A 22,735-nucleotide genomic window follows, 5' to 3' on the forward strand; every position below is an offset into this window, starting at 1 on the left:
CGTAATCATGTAATCAAGTAATCGCTACCCTACCTCCAGGTTCCAGCGGTTCACGATCACGCGCAGGCGCTCGCGGGTGCCGGCCCAGCGGGCGGCGACGCGGTCGGGGGACGTCGGCTGGACGAACTGGTGCATCCGCAGGCCCCGGACCGTCTCCAGCACCAGGTAGAGGTCGTTGCGGATCTCGGGGTCCTCGACGCGGTCGCCGAGGAGCGCCCGGCCGATCTCCAGGATCCCGGCCGTGACGTCACGTTCCAGGCGCGCCACGTGGGCGCGCAGGTCGGGGTCGGTGCGGGACGCCACCCACAGCTCCATCGACGCGTCGAACAACGGCCCCTGGTAGACCTCCCAGACCAGGTCCAGGGCCCGTCCGACGCGGTCGTCGGCGGACCCGAGGCAGCCGAGGTCGTGGGTCAGGAACTGGGCGGCGCGGCGGCGGGCCAGGTGTTCGACGGCGGCGAGGACCAGCGCGTTCTTCGTCGGGAAGTGGTGCACCTGTGCCCCTCTGGACACCCCGGCGCGCTCTACTACCCGTGTCGTCGTGGTTCCGTGGTAGCCGTGCTCGACCAGGCAGTCGATCGTGGCGTCCAGCAGGGCGCGGCGGGTCGCGGCGGTCCGCTCCTCCTGCGTGCGGCGCGGACGGGTCGGCGTCGGCATGCCCCGCAGCCTATCCAGGAACGAACCGGACGCCGCGCCGGGAACAACCCCACCGATTGACACGTTCTTGAAAAATCAACTAACCTCGCAGCGTTCATCGTTGAACGTTGAAACATAAGGAGAACCCCATGGGCACCACCGCCGCCGTCGCTCCGGGCCTGACCGCCGGCACCTGGAACATCGACCCGTCGCACTCCGAGGTCACGTTCGCGATCCGGCACCTCATGACCAAGGTGCGGGGCAGCTTCACCGAGTTCTCCGGCGCCTTCCAGATCGCCGACGAGCTGGCCGACTCCACCGCCACCGTCGAGATCCAGATGGCGTCGATCGACACGCGCAACGCCGACCGCGACAAGCACGTCCGGACGGCCGACGTGCTCGACGTCGACAACCACCCGACGATGACGTTCGTGTCCACGGGCGTCCGCTCCGAGGGCGGCGACCACTACCTGGACGGCGACCTCACGATCCGCGGCGTCAGCCGTCCGGTCAGCCTGGCGGTCGAGTTCAACGGCGTCGGCGACGACCCGTGGGGCGGCTTCCGCGCCGGCTTCACCGCCACCGCCGAGATCAACCGCAAGGACTGGGGCATCGAGTTCAACGTCCCGCTCGGCGGCGACAAGGCGCTGCTCGGCGACAAGGTCGCGATTCAGCTCGAAATTCAGGCCGTCCGCGCCTGACCGCACGTCACTTCGCGAGGCCGTCCGTCAGGGCGGCCTCGCGGTGCGTCCGGCGGGCGGCGACGCGCTCGGGGTCCGGCCAGCGGACGTCGTACGCCCAGCCCAGCCGCTCGAACCGGCGGATCAGCCACGCGCTCGCGTCGTGCTGCCCTTTCAGGACGCCGTGACGCGCGGACGTCGGTTCCGCGTGGTGCCAGTTGTGCCACCCCTCGCCGAGGGTCAGCATCGCCACCCACCGGACGTTCGTGGACCGATCGCGCGTCGTGAACTCCTGCCCCCCGAACATGTGCGCCACCGAATTGACCGACCACGTCACGTGGTGGACGACGGCGTACCGAACGAGCCCGCCCCAGAACAGGGCCGTCAGCGCGCCCGTCCACGACATCGACAGCAGGCCCCCGGCGGCGGCGGGCAGCGCGAACGACAGGACGACCACCGCCGGATACGCGCGGTCGAGGCGCCGGATGTCGGGGTCGGCGAGCAGGTCCGGCACCCAGTGCTCGCGCAGCGATCGCCGCCGGGCCGAGGAGAACCAGCCGATCTGCGCGTGCAGCAGGCCCCGGACCAGCGCGAACCCCGAGTCCCCGTAGGCCCAGGGCGAGTGCGGGTCGCCCGGACGGTCCGCGTACTTGTGGTGACGGCGGTGCTCGGCCGCCCACAGCGACACCGGGCCCTCGAGCGCCAGCCCGCCCGCCACCGCCAGCCCGACGCGCAGGAACCGGCGGCAGCGGAACGCGCGGTGGGTGAGCAGCCGGTGGTAGCCGACGCTGATCCCGAAGATGTTGACCACGTAGAGGGCGCCCGTGATCGCCAGGTCGCGCGGCCCGACGCCGTCCTCCCACGCGACGGCGACGGCGGAGCCGAGGGCGGCGAACGGGAGCAGGACGAGCACGACGAGGTAGACGCCCCGGCGTCCGCCCGCGACCGGGACCGTCTCCCGGAGTAATGGGTCGGGCATACCGCCCTCCTTCAGCTCGGAACAGGCGGGTCCCTCCATAGAACGACCACTCTGTGCAACAAGGTAGTAACCGGCAAGCTACTTAACCATTACCCTTTGCGTCGACATCCCTACGTGGCGTAGCAAATCGGTATACGGTGGGTCCGCTCCCGCATACCGATGGTCAACGGGCCGGTCCGGAGATCGCGCCCCCGACGAGAGTCCGGCCGCATGAACGACGACGATCACGGCAGGGACGGCTACCTGGAGCGCTACACGGACGTGGCGGCGCGCGACCCGGCCGGGGCGACCGCCCTGCTCGCCGGATGGCTGCGCACCGATCCGCAGCCGTTATTCGCCGAACTGCGCGAACGACGACCCGTGCTCGTGACCCCGGGTTTCACGCTCGTCACCCGGTATACCGACGTCACCGCCGTCCTCACCCGCGACCACGCGTTCACCGTCGCGGCGTACGCGCCGAGGCTCGACGGCGCGCTCGGCGGCCCGGTCATGCTGAGCCGCGACGCGACCCCGCTGAACTGGCGCGAGAAGGGGCTGATGCAGGTCGTCCTCGCGCCGGAGGACGCCGCGCGCGTCCGCGACCTGGCCGGGCGCCGCGCCGACGCCGCGCTCGACACGGCCGCGCCGGGCGCGACGATCGAGGCGGTCGGCGCGCTGTTCCGGCACGTCCCGCTCGCGGTCTGCGCGGAGTACTTCGGCTTCCCCGGCCCGGACGCGGCGACGCTGTCGCGCTGGTCCCGGACGATCATCACCGACGTCACCGCGAATCTCGCCGGCGATCCCCGGGTGCATGCCGAGTCCGTCGCGGCGGGCGCGGAGATGATGGCCTACCTGCGGGAACTCGTCACCAAGCGGCGCGGGGCGCCCGGCGACGACGTCCTCGGCCGCCTCCTGCGCGTCGAGCCGCCGCCCGGCTGGGACGACGAGCGGCTCGCCGTCAACGTCGCGGCGCTGCTGCTCGGCTTCGTGGAGAACGCGGCGGGGTCGATGACGCACGCCGTCCGGTACCTGCTCGGCGACGCGCTGCTGCGCGCCGAGGCCGCCGAGGCAGCCCGCGCCGACGATCCCGCCCGGTTCGACCCGTACGTCTGGGAGGCGCTGCGGTTCGACCCGTTCCTGAAGATGATCGCCCGTACCTGCTCCGACGACCACGTCCTCGCCGGGACTCCCGTCCCGGCCGGGTCGCTCGTGCTCGCGGCGGTCGCGTCCGCGATGCGCGACCCGGACGTCGTGGCCGATCCGGAGACGTTCCGCGTCGGCCGTCCCGCGCACGCCCACCTGCACTTCGGGCACGGCCCGCACGCGTGCCTCGGCGTGCATCCGGGCGCGGTCGTCATCGCCGAGACCGTCCGGCGGCTGCTGCGCAGACCGGGCGTGCGGCTGCTGCCGTCCCCGGACGGTGACGTGGTCCGCGACCGGGACGTCTTCCCCGACCGTTTCGTCCTGGAGCTCGGGGAGCGCCGATGACCCGGACGTTCGCCGCCGACGGCGTCGAGAACCGCCTGCGCCTGCTCGCGCTGACCCACGGCCGTCCGCTGTGGCGGCTCGCCGAGGCCGTCCCGCCGGTGCGGCTCCGGCTGAACGCGGCGCTGATCGACCGGGCCGTCCGGGAGATGCCGGGACGGCCCGAACCGCTCAGCACGCTCGCGCCCTACACGTCCTGGACGTCCCTCACCGACCGCTCCTACCTGGGCCGCCACCTGCCGCCGACCCCCGGCGGCGAGGCGCGGCCGTCCCCCGAGCGCGCCGCCGACCTGTTCACGCGCGGCCACACGATGATCCCGTGCCCGAAGTCCACGGTGCTGTTCGCCTACTTCGCGCAGTGGTTCACCGACGGCTTCCTGCGCGGTGACACCAGGCTTCCCCGCGACCCCCGCGTCAACAGCTCCAACCACGAGATCGACCTGAACCAGCTCTACGGCCTGGACGCCGCCGCGACCGCCGCCGTCCGGACGTTCGACGGCGGCCTGCTGAAGTCGCAGGAGATCGACGGCGGCGAGTTCCCGCCGCACCTGTGCGAGAAGGGCGAGGTCAAGCCCGAGTTCGCGGCGCTGAGCGTCGCCCGCATGGACCTGCTGGACGCACCGGCCCGCGACACGCTGTTCGCGTTCGGCGGCGACCGGGGCAACACGCAGGTCGGGTTCGCGCTGCTGACGATCCTGTTCCTGCGCGAGCACAACCGGGTCGCGCGGCTGCTCGCCGAGGACAATCCGCGCTGGGACGACGAGCGCCTGTTCCAGACGGCCCGCAATATCGTCATCGCGATCGTGATCAAGCTCGTCCTTGAGGAGTACATCAACCACATCACGCCGTACCACTTCCGGTTCGTCCTGGATCCGGCGCTCACCCGGCGGCTGTCGCGCGCGGTGTGGCACCGGCAGAACTGGGCGTCGGCGGAGTTCAACCTGGTGTACCGGTGGCACCAGCTCGTCCCGTCCGCGCTGGACGTCGGCGGGAAGGAGCTGCCGCTCGCCGCCACGCTGTTCGGCAGCGCGCTGATCCCCCGTCCCGGCCTCGGCCGGCTGTTCGAGGAGGCGTCCGAGCAGCGGGCCGGACGCATCGGGCTGTTCAACACCGATCCGGCGCTGCGCGAGGTGGACGTGGCGTCCATCGCCGGGTCCCGCGCGCTCGACCTCGCCCCCTACAACGCCTACCGCGAGCACTGCCGGTTCCCGCGCGCCCGCCGGTTCGAGCACATCAGCACCGATCCGCGCGTGGGCGGCGCACTGCGCGACCTGTACGCGAGCGTGGACGACGTCGACCTCTACGTCGGCCTGTTCGCCGAGGAGCCGGGGTCGCCGCGCGCCATCCTGCCGCCGCTGCTCACGAAGATCATCGCGATCGACGCGTTCTCGCAGGCGCTGACGAACCCGCTGCTGGCGCCGCGCGTCGCCAACGCGCGCACGTTCTCCCCGCTCGGCATGAAGATCATCGGCAGCACGCGGACGCTCTCGGACGTCCTGCACCGCAACATCCCCGAGGACCCGAAGCCGAGGTTCGTCAGCATGACCTGGCGGGGCGCGCTGTGAGCGCCGACGCGCTCCGCGACGCCGCGCGCGAGCTGGCCGAGACGGCGGACGCGATCCGGACGGCGTCCGTCCACGCCACCGCCGCGCTCACCGGCACCGCCCCGATGGCCCGCCGGCGGCCCGGCCTGAAGGCGCAGCGGGCGCTGCTGCGCGCCGTGACGAACCCGCGCGGGCTCGGCGCGCCCGCCGGGGGCCCGCTCGGGACGCTCGGCGCCAAGCTCGGCGGCGCGCTCCGAGCCGAGAGCCTGGCCGTCCGGGTCCTGACGACGTCGCTACGCCTGCGTATCGCGGCGGTGACGCTCTCCCATCCCGAACTCGACGCCGATCCGCTGCTGCGGCGGCTGAACGACGCGGTCGACGCCGGACGGGAGATCGAGGCGGCGCGGGCGCTGGTCGCGCTCGTCCGGGACCGGGGCGCGGCACGCGCGCTGACCGCGCTCGCGCCCGTCTTCGGCGAGATCCTGGCGCTGCGCGCCCTGCGCGACCGCAGCCCGCTGAACGACCGCACGGCCTGGCTCATCGCGACCGGCACGGCGACCGCGACCGCCGACCCGCTGACCGGGCTGAGCAACCGGGCGGTCGCGGCGCTGGACGTCGGGACGGGCGCCGCGCGGCGGACCGTCCTCGCGCCGGACGAGCGCCTGGCGGCGGACGGCTCGCTGCTCGGCTTCCTCGGCAACATCGGCGTCCTCGGCCCCACCGGACGGGTCGCGATCCAGGCGGTGCGAGGCCCGGACGGCGTCGAACGCTACGTCGTCCAGGTCCCCGGGATGCGGCTCGGCCGTCCCGACGACGCCTCCCCCGCCGACCTGCTCGGCGCGTTCAGCGCGACCGTCCGCGCGAGCGGCCCGTACAGCCGCGCGCTCGGCCGGGCCGTCGCCGACTGCGTCCCGGACGGCGCCGAGATCGCCGTCATCGGGCACAGCGCGGGCGGCGCGGCGGCGCTGAGCCTCGCGCAGGACGCCGCGTTCTGCGCCCGGTGGACTGTGACGCACCTCGTGGCGGTCGGTTCGCCGGTCGACTTCAAGCACCCGGCCGACCCCCGGACGTGGGTCGCGAGCATCACCAACCAGCACGACCTGATCCCGACGCTCGACGGCCAGGGCGCCGGGAACTGCTTCGACCTGCACCCGGACTGGTACGTCGTGGACTACACCGACCCGTCCCACGTCTTCCCCCAGTGCCACAGCATCGAGCACTACACGCGCGACCTCGCCGAGAATCTGCCCGCCGCGCGCGACGCCGTCGACGCGCGCCTGTCGCCGTTCCGGGGGCCGGTGACGCGCACGCACGTCTACCAGCTCTACGACAGCGACGGCGGCGTGACGCGGAGGGTCGCGACCGCGCACGGGCCGGTCGAACTGCCGGTCCGGTGCGACGACGGGTACGCGGTCACGGCGTACTTCGCCGTCGCCGCCGCCGGGCTGCCGGACGGGGCCGTGACCGTCGGCGGACGGGCGGTCGTGGCCGTCCACGTCGCGGAGCACCGGCGCGGCACGCTCGGACGGTTCGGTGAGGCGAGCGTGGGCGTGGTCGTCCGCGCGCACGGGCTCGGGACGTGCGTGCTCGCGTCCGTGCAGTCCGCCGGGCTCGCGCACGCGGTCGCGACCGAGGTGTTCGGGCAGCCCGCGACGCCCGGGGACGTCCGCGCGGGCGGCGGCGCGCGGTGGACGCGGGCCGAGGTCGACGCCGACGGCCCGGTCCTGACGCTCGCGGGCGCGCTCGGGCCGGGCGTCCCGGTCGTGGGCCGCGCGCACACCGTCTGCGCGCTGAAAGACGGGACGGTCGTCCCGTCGTACGTGGAGGAACGCGGGCCGCGCCGCGCGCACCCCGCGCCGGGCCTGCGGCTGACCGTCGGGCCTTCCGACCACCGGCTGGCCCGCCACCTGCGCGAACTCGGCCTGGACGGCGCCCGCCCGGTGTTCTGCGTCGTCGCCCGCGCCCACCGGAGCCTGCGGAGCGTCCCCGGATGAACGACGCCTTGATCGACCACGCCCGGACGCTGGACGCCGACGCCGCCGCGCTCGCCGACCGCGCCCGGAGGCTGCGGGCGCTCGCGGAGCGGCTCCGCGCGGAGGACGCGCCGTCCTGGGTCTTCGACGCGCTCCACGCGCACATCACCGCGTGCGTGATCGCGTCCAACGACCTCGCCGAGGCCGCCGCGCGCCTCTACTCCTGCGCCGTGTCGTCCTGACGTTTTCCACAGCCTGGGGAAAACGTCACCGGACCGGGTCGAGCGGCAGCCGCAGGACGAACCGCGCGCCGGTCGGCGCGTCCTCGATCGTCAGGTCGCCGCCGTGCGCGCGGGCGATCTCGCGGGCGATGGCGAGGCCGAGCCCGGCGCCGCCGGCGCCCCGGCTGCGCGCGGTGTCCAGCCGGGTGAAGCGCTCGAACACGCGCTCGCGGTCGGCCGGGTCGATGCCGGGGCCGAGGTCGGCGACGGTGAGCAGCGCCTCGGCGTCGGACCGGTCGACCCGCACCTCCGCCGGGCCGCCCGCGTACCGCTCGGCGTTGTCCAGCAGGTTGTTGAGCAGCCGGACGAGCTGCATCCGCACCCCGCGCACCCGCACGCCGTCCGCCAGCACCGCGTCGACCGCCGCCCGCGACGCCAGCTCGGCGCGGGCGAGCGCGGCCAGGTCGATGGTCTCCTGCGCGGCCGTCCCGCCGGTGCCGATGCGGGCGAGCAGCAGCAGGTCGGTGATGATCGACTCCAGCCGGTCGGTGTCGCGCAGCGCCGTCCGCACGACCTCGACGAGGTCGGTGTCGTGCGGATGCATGGACGCGTCCTCCAGGTTGGCGCGCAGCCCGGTGATCGGCGTCCGCAGCTCGTGGGACGCGTCGGACGCGAACTGCCGCTGCCGCGCCACGGCCCGCTCCAGCCGGTCCAGCGTCTGGTTGGCGGTGCGGGCGAGCTGCGCGATCTCGTCCTGCCCGGCGGGCTGCGGGACGCGGCGGCTGAGGTCGCTGCCGCTGATCTCGGCGAGCTGGGCGCGGATCTGCCCGACGGGACGCAGCGTCCGGCCGACGACGCCCCAGGTGATGCCCGCCGCCAGCGCCGACAGGACCAGCGTCGCGAGGGCCAGCACCAGCTCCAGCACCGCGTTGGACAGGTAGTCCGGGACGGGCCGCGCCGCGTACACCACGACCGAATCCGGCGCGGTCGTCGCCCGGACGGCCTCGACGAGCGTGCACCGATCGCCCGGCCCCGCGCGCGGGACGCACTGCGTGTAGTTCTGGACGCGGCGGTCCGGCCGCGGCCACCGGCGGCTCAGCGGCGGACGGCCCCGCGAGGCGGCGGACGCGTCCACGACCCGTCCGCCGGGCGCGACGACCTGGAGCGCGATCCGGCCACCGGAGTCGTCGGGGATGGGGTGGCGGAGGGTACCGTCGCGGACGCTGCCGCTGACCCGGAACGCCGCCTGCTGCACCTGCGACAGCAGCGACGCCTGGACGCCCGCGCGGATCGAGAAGTCCGCCGCCGCCGCGATGGCGCCGAAGACGAGCACGGCGAGCACGGCGGAGACGAGCGTGTCGCGTGCCCGGATCGACCGGGGTCGCAGCCGCATGGTCCTCCCGCCCGTGATGAGCCGCCGGGGTCGTGCTCTCACTGTGGGTCACAGCGGCGGGATCGTCCGCCGAATACCTCAAGGTACCCGGGGGTAACAAAACGGGCATCCGAAACCCAGGGCCGGGTTTCGCCCTCCCCTACCGGGGACATCCGTTTTGTGACACTCATCCGGACGCAGGGACGGTCACATGGGCAGGGACGTCACGGCGATCACCGTGAGCGGAGAGGATCGGCGGCGCTACCGGGAGAAGGTGCGGCAATGCCTGGACGTGCTCGCGCGGATGCTCGGCGAGTCGCAGTTCGAGTTCGAGCGCCCGCACATCGGGCTGGAGATCGAACTCAACCTCATCGACGCCGTCGGCGACCCGCTGATGCGGAACTCCGACGTCCTGAAGGCCATCGCCGACCCCGTCTGGGACACCGAGCTGGGCCAGTTCAACCTTGAGATCAACATCCCGCCCCGCGAACTCGGCGGCGACCGCACCGGCGAGCTGGAGACCGAGGTGCGCGAGCACGTCGAGCACGCCGACCGGCGCGCGGAGGAGGTCGGCGGCCGGCTCATCATGATCGGGATCCTGCCGACGCTGCGCCGGGGCGACATCGGCGAGGAGGCCATCTCCGGCAACGAGCGCTACAAGATGCTCAACGACCAGATCATCGCGGCGCGCGGCGAGGAGGTGCGTATCGCGGTGGACGGCCCCGAACCGCTCCGGATGCACGCCGAGACGATCCTGCCCGAGGCCGCCTGCACGAGCGTCCAGTTCCACCTCCAGGTCAGCCCGGACCAGTTCGGCGCGTACTGGAACGCCGCGCAGGCCATCGCCGGGCCGCAGGTGGCATTGGCCGCGAACGCGCCGTTCCTGTTCGGGCACCGGCTGCACCACGAGACGCGGATCATCCTGTTCGAGCAGGCCACCGACACGCGTCCGGAGGAGCTGAAGGCGCAGGGCGTCCGGCCCCGGGTGTGGTTCGGGGAGCGGTGGATCACGTCCGTCTTCGATCTGTTCGAGGAGAACACCCGCTATTTCCCGGCGCTGCTTCCGCTCTGCGACGACGAGGACCCCCTCGCCGTGCTGGAGGCGGGCGGCATCCCCGAGCTGGGCGAGCTGTCGCTGCACAACGGGACGATCTACCGCTGGAACCGGCCCATCTACGCGGTGCTGAAAGGCCGTCCGCACCTGCGCATCGAGAACCGGGTGCTGCCCGCCGGCCCGACCGCCGCCGACGTGCTCGCCAACGGCGCCTTTTATTACGGGCTCGTCCGGACACTGGCCGAAGAGGAACGGCCGGTCTGGACGCGCATGTCCTTCGACGCCGCCCGCGACAACCTCCACCGCGCCGCCCGCGACGGCATGGAGGCCACGCTGTACTGGCCGGGCGCCGGCGAGATCTCCGCGCGCTCGCTGGTCCTCGACCACCTGCTGCCGCTCGCCCACCGCGGCCTGGACGCATGGGGCGTCGACCCGGCCCGCCGCGACCGCCTGCTCGGCATCATCGCGGAGCGAGCGGCGTCCGGCCAGACCGGCGCGGACTGGCAGATCCGCACCGTCACCGCACTCGAAGAGACCGGCGTCCCCCGCCAGGAGGCCCTGCGCACGATGGTCCGCCGCTACGCCGAGCACATGCGAACGAACGAGCCCGTCCACACCTGGCCGGTCGCTCGCCCCCTACCGACCGACGGGTGAAACGCCACAGCACCAGTAACACGTCCCACCTCGACACCAGGGCCCTCAACACCTGACGCAGGAGTCCCATGCCCCCCGCCGCACTTCGCCGTGCCTGGTTGACGGATTTGCCTGTGTTGATGGTCGCGGTCGTGTGGGGCTCCAGCTATCTGGCGGCCAAAGAGATCACCACCACGCGGACCGTTCTGGGGATTCTCGTGCTGCGGTTCGCCGTCGTGCTTCCCGTGCTGGCCATCGCCGGACGGCGGAAGCTGCGCGCGCTCGACGGCGTGCGGCTTCGCGGGGCCGCTCTCCTCGGGCTGATCCTCGCGGTGATCTTCCTTCTGGAGACCTACGGCGTCGTGCACACGTCGGCGACCAACGCCGGGCTCATCATCAGCCTCACCATGATCTTCACCCCGATCGCCGAGAGCCGGCTGCGCCGGCGCAGGCTGCCCCGTGCGTTCCTCGCCGCGGCGGGGCTGTCGGTGCTCGGCGTGGTGCTGCTCACCCAGGGCGCGGGTTTCAGCAAGCCGTCGGCGGGCGACCTGCTGATGCTGGGCGCGGCCGTCGCCCGGACGGTGCACGTCCTCGCGATGTCGCGGATGAAGTCGGTGCAGGACGGGGACGCGCTGTCCATGACGTCCGTCCAGCTCGGTGGCGCCGTCCTGGTCTTCCTTCTGCTGTCCGTCGTCACGCCGGGAGCCGGCGGCACCCCGTGGGACGCCGCCGGCTCGCTCGACCTCGGCGGTTGGACCGGGCTGCTGTACCTGTCGGTGTGCTGCACGCTGTTCGCGTTCTTCGTCCAGATGTGGGCCGTGCGGCGCACATCGCCGTCACGCGTGAGCCTCCTTCTGGGCACCGAACCGGTGTGGGCCGCCGTCGTCAGCATCGCGCTGGCGGGCGACCGGCCCGGTCTGCTCGGACTGGCCGGCGCGATCCTCGTTCTGCTGGGGACGGCCTGGGGGCGCAGGACGGCGGAGACCGCACCGATCGAGTCGTCCGTCATCGAGACGCCCATCGAGCCGGTGAGCCGCGCGCAGGCCACGTGACCAAGGTTAGGCCCGCGAACGCGCGGGGGACGCTTCGCCGAACGTGGCGGCGCGCTTGTTCGTCGCCGCCGCGTTCGCCGTCCGGCCGACCTACGAGTTCCCGCGCGTCGGCGGGGCGAACGTCTCGTCGGCGGTGAGCATGTAGAGGGCGTAGGCGGCGATGGACGAGTCGTCGGTGATGACGCCTTCGCGGATCATGCGGCGTACGTCCGTCTCGGCGAACCACTGCTGGCGCATGTCCTGTTCCTCCAGTTCGCGGGCGTGCTCGCCGGGTGTGAGGTCCGTCGCGACGAAGACGGCGTAGCGCTGGCCGCTCATGCCGTGGGCGGCGTCCAGGCGGCCGAGCCGCGTCAGCGTCGCGGCGCGCAGGCCCGTCTCCTCGGCCAGTTCGCGCCGAGCGAGTTCCTCGGGATCCCCGGCGCGGCGGCCGGGCAGCGATCCTTGCGGGAAGTTCCAGCTCCGGCGTTCGACGGGATAGCGGTACTCCTCGACCAGGTGGAAGCCGCCGTTCTCGAACGGCAGGACGACCACGAAGTCCGGCTTGTCGACGACGCCGTAGATGCCGCGCGACCCGTCCGGCCGCTCGATCTCGTCCTCCCGGACGGTCATCCACGCGTTCTCGTAGACGACCCGGCCGCCCAGCTTCCGCACGTCGCTCATCCGGGCAGTCTAAAAGCGCCGCCCGGTCAGGCGTCCATGCTCGCGGCCCGCGGGCGTGCGCATTCGGGGAACAGGCTCGCCAGCCGGGTGAGGGCGTGGGCGACGGCCGGGACGTTCAAAGGTTCCCGGGCGATGGTGATGATGGTGGTCCCGGCCACCCGGATGGCCTTGCGGTTGGTGACGTCGGTCAGCCAGTCGTAGCAGCGGCTGAGCACCGGGTCGTGCAGAGTGCGGAGCACGGTGATGATGGCCGGTTCGTTGCGCAGAAGCGCCCGGTACGCCTGGCTCGCCACGAAGATGGCGTTCTCGCTGCGGTCCGGATGGGCCGGATTGTTGGCCGGGTCGCGTCCCCAGTCGATGGCGGCCTGCTCCGCGGTCCCCCACTCGTTGTCGTGGACGGCCTTGCGCGCCAACCGTCCCGCCTTCAGATCGGTGAGGTAGCGGGCCCAGGGCCGGGCGCCGGGATCGCCGTAGTCGTCGTCGCTGACGCCCGCCGCGAGCGCGACGCCGCGCAGGATCGCCTCAATGTCCCCGGCGTTGGTGTAGGACGCCCACGTGCCGGGCGCGCCCATCTTCTCGTCCAGGAACACCTGGATGACTCCTTCGATGACGTTCCAGCGCGCGAAGCCCTTCTCGAAGGACTGCGCGCGGCCCTCCTGGAGGGCGTGGACGAGCATCAGGCGGTCGGCCATCGGCATCCGCGCGATGTCGCCGATCCGGCAGGCCAGCGTCTCCGCGCAGGCGCGCGGCGACACCGTCGCGGCGGGGACGGCGCTCGCGGCCGACGCGGGCGCGACGAGCAGGACGGCGGCGAAGGCGGGGAGGAAGAGGAACCGTCGTGGCGGGAGCACGCTCCCGTTGTAACGCCTGAGGCGTGCGCGGCGCGTCCCGAGTGAGGGTTCTCTGAGCTTTTCCGGAGCCAGTCCTCGCCTGCGGGTAAGCCCCACCGGCTCACCCGCGCGGAGACGGGCGGAAAAATCAGCGGCGGAACGTCACCACTTCGCCGGACTCGCCGGCCGCCGCCTTGCCCGCGGCCGGGACGATGTGCTCGCCGGGGCCCTCGGCCAGCAGTTCGCGGGCGCGCAGGACGATCTCCAGGTCGAACCGCAGGTCCGGGTCCATGAGCTGGTCGCCGAAGAGTTCTTCGAGCTGGCGCAGGCGGTACCGGACGGTCTGCGGGTGGACGTGCAGCCGCATCGCGACCTCGTTGGCGTTGCGGCCCGACTGGAGCCAGGCGAGCAGCGTCTCGGCCAGCCGGTCCTGCTGGCTCGGGCGCAGGTGGGCGAGCGGCGCCAGCCGGATCCCGGCCAGGCCGTTGATCAGGTCCTCGTCCTGGAAGAGGATCAGCGTGGACATGTGCTCGACGCTGCGGATCACGCCCGCGTTCTTCGGCGCCTCGATGACGCCGCGCTCGACCAGCCCGAGCGTCCGGCGCGCCCAGGCGATGGAGCGGTGGGCCTCGGCGAGGGGGACGGTCGGGCCGACGACCGCGAGCATCCCGCCGAGCGCACGGTCCACCAGCCGCGCGCGGCCCGGCCCGTCGGGGTCGGGGAAGATCAGCGCGGGGTTGCGGCGGCTCAGGTCGACCAGGATGTCCTGCGGGAACGCGGGCGGACGGCCGTCGGAGTGGCGGCGGGCCAGCGCGACGGCCGCGACCGTCCGGGGCACCGGCCAGCGCGCGGCGGCGGCGAGGTCGGCGATGGCCTCGCCGGTGGCGGGCGGGTCGGCGAGCAGCAGGTCCAGGAGGCGCTTGCGGCGGCGCTGCATCTCGCCCGCGACGGCGGCCTGCGCCTGCGCGTAGCCCTCGGCGGCGGCGACGGCCAGCTCGTCCTGGAACATCATGATCGCCTCGCCGACCGCGCCGAGCGTGCGGGGCTCGACGCCGAGGTTGACGGCCCCGGCGGTGATCCGCCGCCAGGCGATCATGGCGCCGACGCGCATCGCGGTCTGCATCGCGTCCAGGCTGCGGCCCTCGCCGGCCTCGCCCCGGCCGATCGCGCGGAAGAAGTCGGTGACCGACGACGGCTCGCTGTCGGGTTCGGCCACGCGGTCCACGAAGTACTGGAGGACGCGCTCGACGGCCATCCGCAGGATCCCCGAGTACGGGCCCTCGCCCTGCCGGTCGTACTCGCGCACCCGGGCCTGGATCTCCTGGATCATGTCGTCCGCCACCTCGTCCAGGTGGGGCCGCATGTGCTCGGCGAGGTCCCGGGGCAGTTCGGCCCAGGGACGTCGGTCCGCGTCCTCCGCCACGTGTCCTCCCGGCTGGTCGCCCGCGCCCGCTGAACCCGACACGAGATCTGATAACTGGCCAATGTGGCTGATGTGGTCCAAGCATGACTCTTCGCCCGGATGCGAGCAAAGTGTAGGACGAGCTTTCTTGCGCTCCCGCCTTCCCCGAACGGCGGGAGGTAAAAGTTCGGGCTAAAAACAGACGTCCCGGAACCGCCGCAGCGGTCCCGGGACGTCCGCGCAGGTCAGCGCCGGTACAGGTTCAGCTTGTCCTCGCCGACGCGCTCGCGCAGCTCCGGGTCGTCCACGCCCTGGCCCTCGCCGGTCGCGCCGCACAGGACGGCCACCTTGCCGATGTGCCGGTTCGTCTGGACGGCCCGCGTCGCGTCCCCCGCGCCCTCCAGCGGGAAGACCGCCGACAGCGTCGGGTGGATCATGCCGAGCCCGATGAGCCGGTTCGTCTGGACGGCCTCGTGGTAGTTGAAGCCGTGCGAGCCGATGATGCTCTTGAGCCGCATCCACAGGAAGCGGTTGTCGTACTCGTGCTTGAACCCGGTGGACGAGCCGCACGTCACGATCTTGCCGCCGCGCTTGGCGACGTACACCGACGCGCCGAACGTCTCGCGGCCGAGGTACTCGAACACGATGCCCGGGTCCTCGCCGACCTGCCGCCGGATCGCCTCGCCCAGCATCCGGCCCGCCTTCGGGTGCCGCAGGCCCTGCTCGCCGAGGTCCAGGTCGTTGCGGTTGATCACGTAGTCGCAGCCCTGCGCGCGGACCAGTTCGGCCTTCTCGTCCGACGACACCACGCCGACCGGGATCCCGCCGCCGTTCTTCACGAACTGCGTCGCGTACGAGCCGAGCCCGCCCGTCGCGCCCCAGATCAGCACGACGTCGCCCTGCTTCATCCGCGCGCCGTGCGAGCCGACGAGCATCCGGTACGCGGTGGCGGCGCACAGCGTGTTCGCGCCGGCCTCCTCCCACGTCAGGTGCTTCGGCTTCGGGATGAGCTGGTTGGCCTTGACGATGCAGTACTCGCCGAGCGAGCCGAAGTTCGTCTCGAAGCCCCACGCGAGCTGGGTCTCGCTCATCATGCCGTCGTCGTAGGAGCCGTGGTCCTCTTCGTCCACGTACGACGGGGACAGGACGACCCGGTCGCCGACCTTCCAGTGCTTCACCCCGGCGCCCGTCCGGACGACGACGCCCGAGCCGTCCGAGCCGAGGATGTGGTACGGCAGATTGTGCCGCGCGCCGTACCAGCCCTGGCGGCCGAACTTCTCCAGGAACGCGAACGTCGGCACCGGCTCGAAGATCGCCGACCAGACGGTGTTGAAGTTGATCGCCGCCGACATCACCGCGACGACGCACTCGTCCGGGGCCAGCTCGGGCATGTCGACCTCGCCGACGTGCAGGGACCGGCGGACGTCCTTGTCCTTCTCGCCCTCGAAGATCCCGACCTCGTCCTTGAGGGTGAACGCGGCACGGAACCGGGTGGGCAGGTCGATGTCCAGGAGTTCCCGCTCGCTCGCGCCATTGCGAGCCGCTTCGAGCAGTGCGTCGGACTGGGCCATGATTCCTCCGGGTTGGCGGGGCGGTCGAACTCAGCGGGCCGGGGCGGCCTTCCTGTCCCGCGCGGCGAGCCGGGTGTCCAGGTTCCTGGCGAGCGCTTCCACGGCGGGCGGGTCCAGCAGGTTGAGGTGGTGCGCGCCGACGATCGGCACGATCTCCAGGTCGGTGCAGTACGGCCCGAAGCCGTTGGTCCCGTCCAGGACGTAGCGGGCGTCCCGCACCGCCCAGGGCGTCTCCTCCGGCGCGTAGTAGAGGACGACCTTCCCGTCGTAGTGACCGGGCCGGTACGCCTCCAGGGAGCGGGTGTCCTGGTGGGACGTGAGCTGGTGGGTCAGCGCGGCGGGCGGGATGTGGTCCACGAGCGGCGCGGCGCGTTCGAGGACGAGCGCGAACTGCGCCTCCTCGTCCAGCCCGGCCAGCTCGTCGTAGGCGAGGCTGACGTCGAGTTCGTAGGTCTCGTTGATGTAGTCGGCGAACGCCGAGAACCGGCGGGCGAGGCTCTCGGACTCGTCGTCCACGGCGAGCGGGAAGCCCGCGTCCAGCAGCGCGACGAACTCGACCTCGCGGCCGGCGGCGGTGAGCTGCCGCGCGGTCTCGTAGGCGACGACGCCGCCGAACGACCAGCCGCCGATCCGGAACGCGCCCTCGGGCTGCGCGGCGATCATGTGCTCGGCGTAGCGGGCGGCGCGCTCCTCGACCGACGGGGCGTCCTCGAACCGTTCGAGCCCGTACACCGGCTGGTCGCGGCCGAGCAGCGCCACGAGCTGCCGGTAGCAGGACGTCGTGCCGCCCGCCGGGTGCGCGAGGAACAGCGGGCGCCGGTCGCCGTCGGCGCGCAGCGGCCGGACGGTCTGCCGCGCGGCCTCCTCGTCGGCCGCGCGCAGGTACTCGGCGACGTGCTCGGGCGTGGGCGTGGCGAACAGCTCGGTCCGCCCGACGGCGCTCGCGCCCGCCGCCGCCAGCTCCCGGTTGATGAGCGCGGCGGCCTGGTCGGCCTGGTGGTCCTGGCCGCCGAGTTCGGCGAAGAAGTCGGCGGTGGCGCTGACGCGGTCGAGGCCGAGGACGTCCTCGAAGATCCGGACGGCGAGCCGTTCGGCCTCGTCGCGCGCCAGGACGTAGCCGGCCTCGGCGTTCGACACGGCCGCGCCGCCCGCGGCGGGTGCGGGCGCGTCCGACAGGCCGAGCTCGCCGGCCGCCCACTCCTCGAAGACGTTGACGCTCGCGCCCTGGAGCAGCACCGACGCCGGGACCGTCAGCCCGAGGTCGTGCTCCACGCCGCTCTTGATCCGGACGGCGACCAGCGAGTCCAGCCCGAGGTCGGTCAGCGGGATCGCCGGGTCGAGCCGCTCGGGCGCGAACCCGAGGACGGACGCGATCCGGTACCGGACCTGCGCGGCGATGGCCGCCCGCGCACTCGCCGGGTCGAGTTCCCGCACCGCGTCGATGCCGGGCCACTCGGCGGCGACGCCGTCCGCGCCGAGTTCGGCGGCGGCGGCCGTCAGCGCCGCGAAGTACGGCATGTTCCGGATCTCGGGGAACAGGCCCACGGCGGCGGCCGGGTCGAACCGCAGGACGCCGGTGTCGGCGCGGTCGAGGGCCAGCAGCGCCTCCAGCGCCTCGGCGCCCTCGGCCGGGCTGATCGGCTCGATGACCGCGACGGCCGTCTCCGCCGCGCCGCCGACCTGCGACCACGTGCCCCAGTCGATCGCGGTGCCGGGACGTCCGTGGGCGCGCCGCTCGGCCATCAGCGCGTCGATCGCGGCGTTGGCGGCGGCGTAGGCGGCCTGGCCGGGCGAGCCGAGCAGCGCGGCGGCCGAGGAGTGGACGACGAACCAGTCCAGGCCGGTGTCCGTGCCGAGCGCCGCGTCGAGCAGCCGCGCGCCGGTGACCTTGGCGGACCAGACGCGGTGCAGGTCGCCGGGGCCGAGGTCGTTGATGAGGCGGTCGTCGATGGCGCCCGCGCCGTGGACGACGCCGCGCAGCGTCAGCCCGCCCTCGCGCGCCGCCCGGACGAGCCGTTCGGCGGTGCCGGACTCGGCGATGTCGCCGAGGACGATCGCGATGTCGGTGCCGCGCTCGCGGAGCCGCGCGACGGCCCGTTCGGCGTCGGGGCCGGGTCCGGACCGGCCGGACAGGACGATCCGGGCGGCGCCGCGCTCGGCGAGCAGCGTCGCGGTGACGAGCCCGATGCCGCCGTAGCCGCCGGTCACGATGTAGGCGCCGCCGCGCCGGACGACCTTGCGGGGCGTCACGTCGGGCAGCGCGGCCCGGTCGAGGCGGGCGACGCGGCGGACGCCGCCGCGCCAGGCGACCTCGCGGGCGTCGGCGTTCGCGACCAGCTCGGCGACCAGGTCGGCCGGACGGTCCACGTCCACGAGCGTCGCGCGCTGGACGGTCCGCTCGAACGCGAGGACGCGGGTGAGCGCGCGGACGTGCGCCTGCTGGTGGATCCCCGCCTCGCCGGGCAGGACGGTCAGCGCGGCGCGCGTCGCGATCCACAGGCGCGGCCCGTCGGGCAGCGCGGTGGACAGGCGCGCGACGGCGAGGACCAGGTCCTCGTCCACCAGCGACGGCGGCGGGACGAACAGCACGTCGCTCGGCGTCCCGTCCGGCCCGGCGTCCAGCGCGCGGCGGACCACGGCGTGGCCCGCGTCCGCCAGCCCGCCGGCGGCGGCGCGGGCGAGCGGGTCGTCGTCCTCGGCGAGGACCAGCCAGCAGCACGCGTCGGCGCGGGGCTCGGGGACGTCGGTCTCGTCCCACACCAGCTCGACCAGCTTGTCGGCGAGCGGCACGGGCACGTCGGAGCGCTCGGTGCGGCGCAGCACGATCCCGGTCGCCTCGGCCAGGATCTCCCCGGCGGGACCGGCGATCTGCAACGCGCCGAGGACGTCGTCGCCGTCCTGCGTCACCGCGACGCGGACGTGCCCGCCCCGGTGCGTCGGCCCGTGGACGCGCAGCGCCCCGATCGTCTCGGCGAGCCACACGCCCGGCGTGCCGGTGACGGTCTCGGCCTCGGCGGACAGGACGCCGAGCGCCCGGTCCAGCACCTCGGGGTGCAGCCGGTAGTGGCGGCTGCCGCGCTCGGCGCCCGCGACCTCGGTGACGGGCCCGGCGAACTCGCCGGGCGCGACCGGACGGGCGTCGGCGCCGACGTCGGCGCTGGCCAGCCGCGTCCACGTCCCGGCGGCGGTGCGGGTGTGGATCTCGACGCGCTGCTCGACCTCGTCGTAGGTCGTCGTGACGGTCGTGTGGTCGGTCAGCGCGAGCGGGCGCTCGATCCACAGGCTGTTGACGCGGACGGCGTCCGTCCCGAGCGCGTCGGCCCCGGCGGCGAGCGCCATCTCCGCGAACGCGGCGACCGGCAGCACGGCCAGGTCGTGGACGGCCGTCTCCGCGAGCCACGGCTGCGCGGCGGTGCCGACGTCCGCGCGCCAGGCGTGCCGGTCCTCGCCGGGCAGTTCGACGTGCGCGCCGAGCAGCGGGTGCTCGTCGCGGGCCGAGCCGGCGCGGCGCGAGGTGTCCAGCCAGTGCCGCTCGTGCCGCCAGGGCGCGTGCGGCACGTCGGTGATCCCGCCGTCCTGCGGCCCGGCGACGGCCAGGCCGTGCGCGGCGAGCAGGGCGAGCTGGGCGTGGAAGGTCACCGCGTCGTCGGTGACCTGGCCCTTCGGGGCGCGCTTCAGCGTGTGGGTGACGAGCGCGCCGGTGCCGTCCAGCGTCTCCCCGACGCCGTGCGACAGGATCGGGTGCGCGTTGACCTCCACGAACGTCCGGTGGCCGTCCTCGGCGGCGGCGGCCACGGCGTCGGTCAGCCGGACGGGGTTGCGCAGGTTCGCGGCCCAGTAGTCCGCGTCCAGCTCGCCGGCGCCGCGCGGGTCCGCCAGCGCGGTCGTGTAGAAGGCGATGCCCTCGGCGAGCGGGGTGCCTTCCTCCTCGCCGAGGTCGGCGAGGGCGGCGCGCAGGTCGTCCAGCAGCGGGTCGACCTGCGGGGAGTGCCCGGCGCCCTCGGCCTGCACGCGCCGGGCTAGGCGCCCTTCGGCCTCGGCCCGTTCCAACACGGTCTCGATCTGGCCGGCGTCGCCGGTCACGACGGTCTGGCGCGGCGAGGAGAACACGGCGGCGTGGACGTCGGGGAGGTCGGCGGCCAGCCGGGCGACGTCCTGCGCGGACGCGCCGAGCACGGCCATCGCGCCCCCGCCGACCAGGCCGTTCAGCAGCCGGGAGCGGCGGCAGATGACGCGGGCGCCGTCGGCGAGCGAGAGGCGTCCGGCGACGACGGCCGCCGCGACCTCGCCCATCGAGTGGCCGACGACGGCGGCGGGCGTCACCCCGTAGGCCTTCCACATCCGCGCGAGGCCGACCTGGACGGCGAACAGCACCGGCATGATCTGCGCCGGGCCGCCGTCGAGCTTCGCGCCGGACTCCAACAGCGACCAGAGTTCGGGACCGTCCTCCTCGGCGAACAGCGCGTCGATGTCGTCGATGGCCTCGGCGAACGCCGGTTCCTCCTCCAGCAGCGCCTTGGCCATGCCGGGCCGCTGCGCGCCGTAGCCGGAGAACACGAACACCGGGCGGCCGGGCGTCCCGAGCGCGGTGCCGGACACGACGCCCGGGTGCGGACGTCCCTCGGCCAGCGCGGCGAGGCCCGCCACCAGCCCGGCCCGGTCGCGCGCCACGACGGCGGCGCGGGCGCGGCCCCGGCCGTTGCGGCCGTGCAGCGTGCGGGCGAGGTCGGCGAGTTCGGCGTCCTCGGGCAGCCAGTCGGCGAGCAGCGCGGCGTGGTCGCGGATCCGGTCGGCGGAGGTGTCCGACAGCGGGAACGTCCGGACGGTCACCGGCTCGCGCTCCACGACCTGCGCGGGCGCGGCCTCCAGCAGCACGTGGCCGTTCGTCCCGCCGAACCCGAACCCGGACACGCCCGCGCGCGGCGGGTGCGACCGCGCCGGCCACGGCGTCTCCTCCGCGACGACCGCGAGCCGCAGGTCCTCGAACGGGATGTGCGGGTTCGGCTCCTTGTAGTGGAGGCTCGGCGGGATCGTCCGGTGGTGCAGGGCGAGGACGGTCTTGATGAGGCCCGCGATGCCCGCCGCCGACTCCATGTGGCCGAGGTTGGACTTGGCGGTCCCGATGAGCAGCGGCTCGTCGGCGTCGCGGCCCGCGCCGAGCACTTCGCCGACGGCCTTGGCCTCGATCGGGTCGCCGATGAACGTCCCGGTGCCGTGCGCCTCGATGTAGTCGACCTCGCGCGTGTCGATCCCCGCCGCCGCGTACACGTCGCGCAGCAGGGCGCGCTGGGCGTCGAAGTTCGGCGCGACGAGCCCGTTGGAGCGGCCGTCGGAGTTGACGCCCGACCCCTTGATCACCGCGAGCACGCGGTCGCCGTCGCGGACGGCGTCCGACAGGCGCTTCAGCACGACGGCGCCGCAGCCCTCCGCGCGGACCATGCCGTCGGCGGACGCGTCGAACGCCTTGCAGTGGCCGTCGGTGGCGGTCGCGCCCGCGAGGTCGAACGTCATCGTGACGGTCGGCGACAGCAGCAGGTTCACGCCGCCCGCGAGCGCCACGTCGGCCTCGCCGCTGCGCAGCGCCTGGACGGCCAGGTGGGTGGAGACCAGCGACGACGAGCACGCCGTGTCCACGATCATGCTGGGGCCGCGCAGGTCGAGCAGGTAGGACAGCCGGTTGGCGATGATGCTCAGCGCCGCGCCGGTCGCGGTGAACGCCTCCAGCGCCGCGAGGTCGGACGCCGTGAACGCCGCGTACTCCGGCGCCGACACCCCGACGAACACGCCGGTGCGGCTGCCGCGCAGCGACGCCGGGCCGATGCCCGCGTGCTCGAACGCCTGCCACGCCACTTCGAGGATCAGCCGCTGCTGCGGGTCCATCGCGGCGGCCTCGCGGGGCGTGATGCCGAAGAACTGCGCGTCGAACTGGGCGACGTCGTTGAGGAACCCGCCGAGCTTGGTCGTCTGCGCGAGCAGGTCGGCGACCTCGGGCGAGCCGTCGTCGAACGGGTCCCAGCGTCCTTCGGGGACCTCGCGGATGGCGTCGCCGCGTCCGGTCAGGAACCGCCAGTAGTCCGCGGGGCCGGTCAGGTCGCGGTCGCCGCCGGGGAACCGGCAGCCGATGCCGACGACGGCGATCGGCTCGCGGTCCAGCACCGGACGGGCCTCGGCCGGTTCCGGGACGGGCGCGGGCGCGAGGTCGGCGCCGTTGGCCAGCGCCACCGACAGCCGGTTGATCGTCGGGTGCTCCCACACCAGCGTGGCGGGCAGCGAGCGGCCGAGCATCTGCTCCAGGTCGCCGGCGATGGCGACGGCGTCCCGGGACGCGAGGCCGAACTCCTCCAGCGGACGGTCGGCGTCGACCTCGTGCTCGGCGATCCGGGAGCGGCGCGCGATCTGCTCGATGAGGTGCCGGCGAATCGCGTCCTCGCCGATGCGCGCGTCGCCCTGCGCGGCTCCCGAACGACCACTGCTGCTCTGCATGCGCGGGGTTCCCCCAACTACGGGATCGTTCGAAGCGGAGGGACCACGATGTCCCAGGATCGTCGCCTCACGATGCGCACCCAGGCAACTTTTCTCCGTATTTCCTTGTCATGGTCGTGACAAGACGGACTGGTCAGACGTGTGGCGTGATGGGATAGTTTCGACATCGCTGTAACGGGCT

The 22,735-nt window shown here is 73.6% G+C and carries 15 protein-coding genes; 7 read left to right on the plus strand and 8 right to left on the minus strand.

The genetic code is table 11. The features are described from left to right. Positions 1–24: 24 nt before the first annotated feature. Positions 25–657 carry a TetR/AcrR family transcriptional regulator gene (locus tag BTM25_RS01950; RefSeq protein WP_103561039.1) on the minus strand — a complete coding sequence of 211 codons (633 nt, stop codon included), beginning with the start codon at positions 655–657 and terminating at the stop codon, positions 25–27. 128 nt (positions 658–785) lie between these two features. Between BTM25_RS01950 and BTM25_RS01955 the strand changes: the two genes are divergently transcribed. Further along, a complete protein-coding gene (locus tag BTM25_RS01955) occupies positions 786–1,337 on the plus strand; it encodes a YceI family protein (protein ID WP_103561040.1) in 552 nt (183 codons plus the stop codon). Positions 1,338–1,344: 7 nt separating this feature from the next. Here the strand turns inward: BTM25_RS01955 and BTM25_RS01960 are convergent, their stop codons facing one another. Next, positions 1,345–2,295, minus strand: a complete 951-nt coding sequence (locus tag BTM25_RS01960; protein ID WP_103561041.1) for an acyl-CoA desaturase — start codon at positions 2,293–2,295, stop codon at positions 1,345–1,347. A gap of 210 nt (positions 2,296–2,505) precedes the next feature. On the opposite strand from BTM25_RS01960, the gene BTM25_RS01965 reads away from it, so the two are divergent. Genes BTM25_RS01965 through BTM25_RS01980 form a run of 4 tightly spaced genes read left to right on the plus strand, consistent with a single transcriptional unit; the run spans position 2,506 to position 7,518 of the window. After that, a complete protein-coding gene (locus tag BTM25_RS01965; RefSeq protein WP_103561042.1) occupies positions 2,506–3,762 on the plus strand; it encodes a cytochrome P450 in 1,257 nt (418 codons plus the stop codon). Continuing rightward, on the plus strand, positions 3,759–5,324 hold the full coding sequence (locus BTM25_RS01970) for a peroxidase family protein (protein ID WP_103561043.1): 1,566 nt from the start codon (positions 3,759–3,761) through the stop codon (positions 5,322–5,324). Before BTM25_RS01965 ends, BTM25_RS01970 begins: the two co-directional genes overlap by 4 nt. Next, positions 5,321–7,297 (plus strand): hypothetical protein, encoded by a 1,977-nt coding sequence (locus BTM25_RS01975; protein WP_235828053.1) that lies wholly within the window; start codon positions 5,321–5,323, stop codon positions 7,295–7,297. Before BTM25_RS01970 ends, BTM25_RS01975 begins: the two co-directional genes overlap by 4 nt. Further along, positions 7,294–7,518: a hypothetical protein gene (locus tag BTM25_RS01980; RefSeq protein ID WP_103561044.1), complete on the plus strand. Its 225-nt coding sequence runs from the start codon at positions 7,294–7,296 to the stop codon at positions 7,516–7,518. The genes BTM25_RS01975 and BTM25_RS01980 overlap by 4 nt, the downstream gene beginning before the upstream one ends. A gap of 25 nt (positions 7,519–7,543) precedes the next feature. On the opposite strand, the gene BTM25_RS01985 is transcribed toward BTM25_RS01980, so the two are convergent. Beyond that, positions 7,544–8,890 (minus strand): sensor histidine kinase, encoded by a 1,347-nt coding sequence (locus BTM25_RS01985; protein WP_103561045.1) that lies wholly within the window; start codon positions 8,888–8,890, stop codon positions 7,544–7,546. Between the two features lie 190 nt (positions 8,891–9,080). On the opposite strand from BTM25_RS01985, the gene BTM25_RS01990 reads away from it, so the two are divergent. Beyond that, complete coding sequence (locus BTM25_RS01990; RefSeq protein ID WP_103561046.1) at positions 9,081–10,577, plus strand: glutamate--cysteine ligase family protein; 1,497 nt, start codon at positions 9,081–9,083, stop codon at positions 10,575–10,577. Between the two features lie 119 nt (positions 10,578–10,696). Beyond that, positions 10,697–11,608, plus strand: a complete 912-nt coding sequence (locus BTM25_RS01995) for a DMT family transporter (RefSeq protein WP_235828342.1) — start codon at positions 10,697–10,699, stop codon at positions 11,606–11,608. 90 nt (positions 11,609–11,698) lie between these two features. On the opposite strand, the gene BTM25_RS02000 is transcribed toward BTM25_RS01995, so the two are convergent. The 5 genes from BTM25_RS02000 to BTM25_RS02020 all read right to left on the minus strand — a co-directional run bounded on the left by BTM25_RS02000 (position 11,699) and on the right by BTM25_RS02020 (position 22,554). Next, complete coding sequence (locus BTM25_RS02000; RefSeq protein ID WP_103561048.1) at positions 11,699–12,268, minus strand: NUDIX domain-containing protein; 570 nt, start codon at positions 12,266–12,268, stop codon at positions 11,699–11,701. 26 nt (positions 12,269–12,294) lie between these two features. Continuing rightward, a complete protein-coding gene (locus tag BTM25_RS02005; RefSeq protein WP_103561049.1) occupies positions 12,295–13,119 on the minus strand; it encodes a hypothetical protein in 825 nt (274 codons plus the stop codon). A gap of 127 nt (positions 13,120–13,246) precedes the next feature. Then, positions 13,247–14,461 (minus strand): PucR family transcriptional regulator, encoded by a 1,215-nt coding sequence (locus tag BTM25_RS02010; protein ID WP_103562690.1) that lies wholly within the window; start codon positions 14,459–14,461, stop codon positions 13,247–13,249. Between the two features lie 284 nt (positions 14,462–14,745). After that, the gene (ccrA, locus tag BTM25_RS02015) at positions 14,746–16,071 is read right to left on the minus strand and encodes a crotonyl-CoA carboxylase/reductase (protein ID WP_103561050.1); all 1,326 of its coding nucleotides are present in this window, start codon (positions 16,069–16,071) and stop codon (positions 14,746–14,748) included. A 30-nt stretch (positions 16,072–16,101) separates the two neighbouring features. Then, a complete protein-coding gene (locus BTM25_RS02020) occupies positions 16,102–22,554 on the minus strand; it encodes a type I polyketide synthase (RefSeq protein ID WP_103561051.1) in 6,453 nt (2,150 codons plus the stop codon). Between the last annotated feature and the right edge of the window lie 181 nt (positions 22,555–22,735).

Origin of the sequence: Actinomadura rubteroloni (assembly GCF_002911665.1) — a bacterium.
Taxonomy (GTDB): Bacteria; Actinomycetota; Actinomycetes; order Streptosporangiales; family Streptosporangiaceae; genus Spirillospora; species Spirillospora rubteroloni.

What these genes read in the sequence shown, in the direction of transcription:
- BTM25_RS01950 (WP_103561039.1), bottom strand. Translation starts at nt 657, where the DNA reads ATGCCGACGCCGACCCGTCCGCGCCGCACGCAGGAGGAGCGGACCGCC.
- BTM25_RS01955 (WP_103561040.1), top strand. Translation starts at nt 786, where the DNA reads ATGGGCACCACCGCCGCCGTCGCTCCGGGCCTGACCGCCGGCACCTGG.
- BTM25_RS01960 (WP_103561041.1), bottom strand. Translation starts at nt 2,295, where the DNA reads ATGCCCGACCCATTACTCCGGGAGACGGTCCCGGTCGCGGGCGGACGC.
- BTM25_RS01965 (WP_103561042.1), top strand. Translation starts at nt 2,506, where the DNA reads ATGAACGACGACGATCACGGCAGGGACGGCTACCTGGAGCGCTACACG.
- BTM25_RS01970 (WP_103561043.1), top strand. Translation starts at nt 3,759, where the DNA reads ATGACCCGGACGTTCGCCGCCGACGGCGTCGAGAACCGCCTGCGCCTG.
- BTM25_RS01980 (WP_103561044.1), top strand. Translation starts at nt 7,294, where the DNA reads ATGAACGACGCCTTGATCGACCACGCCCGGACGCTGGACGCCGACGCC.
- BTM25_RS01985 (WP_103561045.1), bottom strand. Translation starts at nt 8,890, where the DNA reads ATGCGGCTGCGACCCCGGTCGATCCGGGCACGCGACACGCTCGTCTCC.
- BTM25_RS01990 (WP_103561046.1), top strand. Translation starts at nt 9,081, where the DNA reads ATGGGCAGGGACGTCACGGCGATCACCGTGAGCGGAGAGGATCGGCGG.
- BTM25_RS01995 (WP_235828342.1), top strand. Translation starts at nt 10,697, where the DNA reads ATGGTCGCGGTCGTGTGGGGCTCCAGCTATCTGGCGGCCAAAGAGATC.
- BTM25_RS02000 (WP_103561048.1), bottom strand. Translation starts at nt 12,268, where the DNA reads ATGAGCGACGTGCGGAAGCTGGGCGGCCGGGTCGTCTACGAGAACGCG.
- BTM25_RS02010 (WP_103562690.1), bottom strand. Translation starts at nt 14,461, where the DNA reads ATGCGGCCCCACCTGGACGAGGTGGCGGACGACATGATCCAGGAGATC.
- ccrA (WP_103561050.1), bottom strand. Translation starts at nt 16,071, where the DNA reads ATGGCCCAGTCCGACGCACTGCTCGAAGCGGCTCGCAATGGCGCGAGC.
- BTM25_RS02020 (WP_103561051.1), bottom strand. Translation starts at nt 22,554, where the DNA reads ATGCAGAGCAGCAGTGGTCGTTCGGGAGCCGCGCAGGGCGACGCGCGC.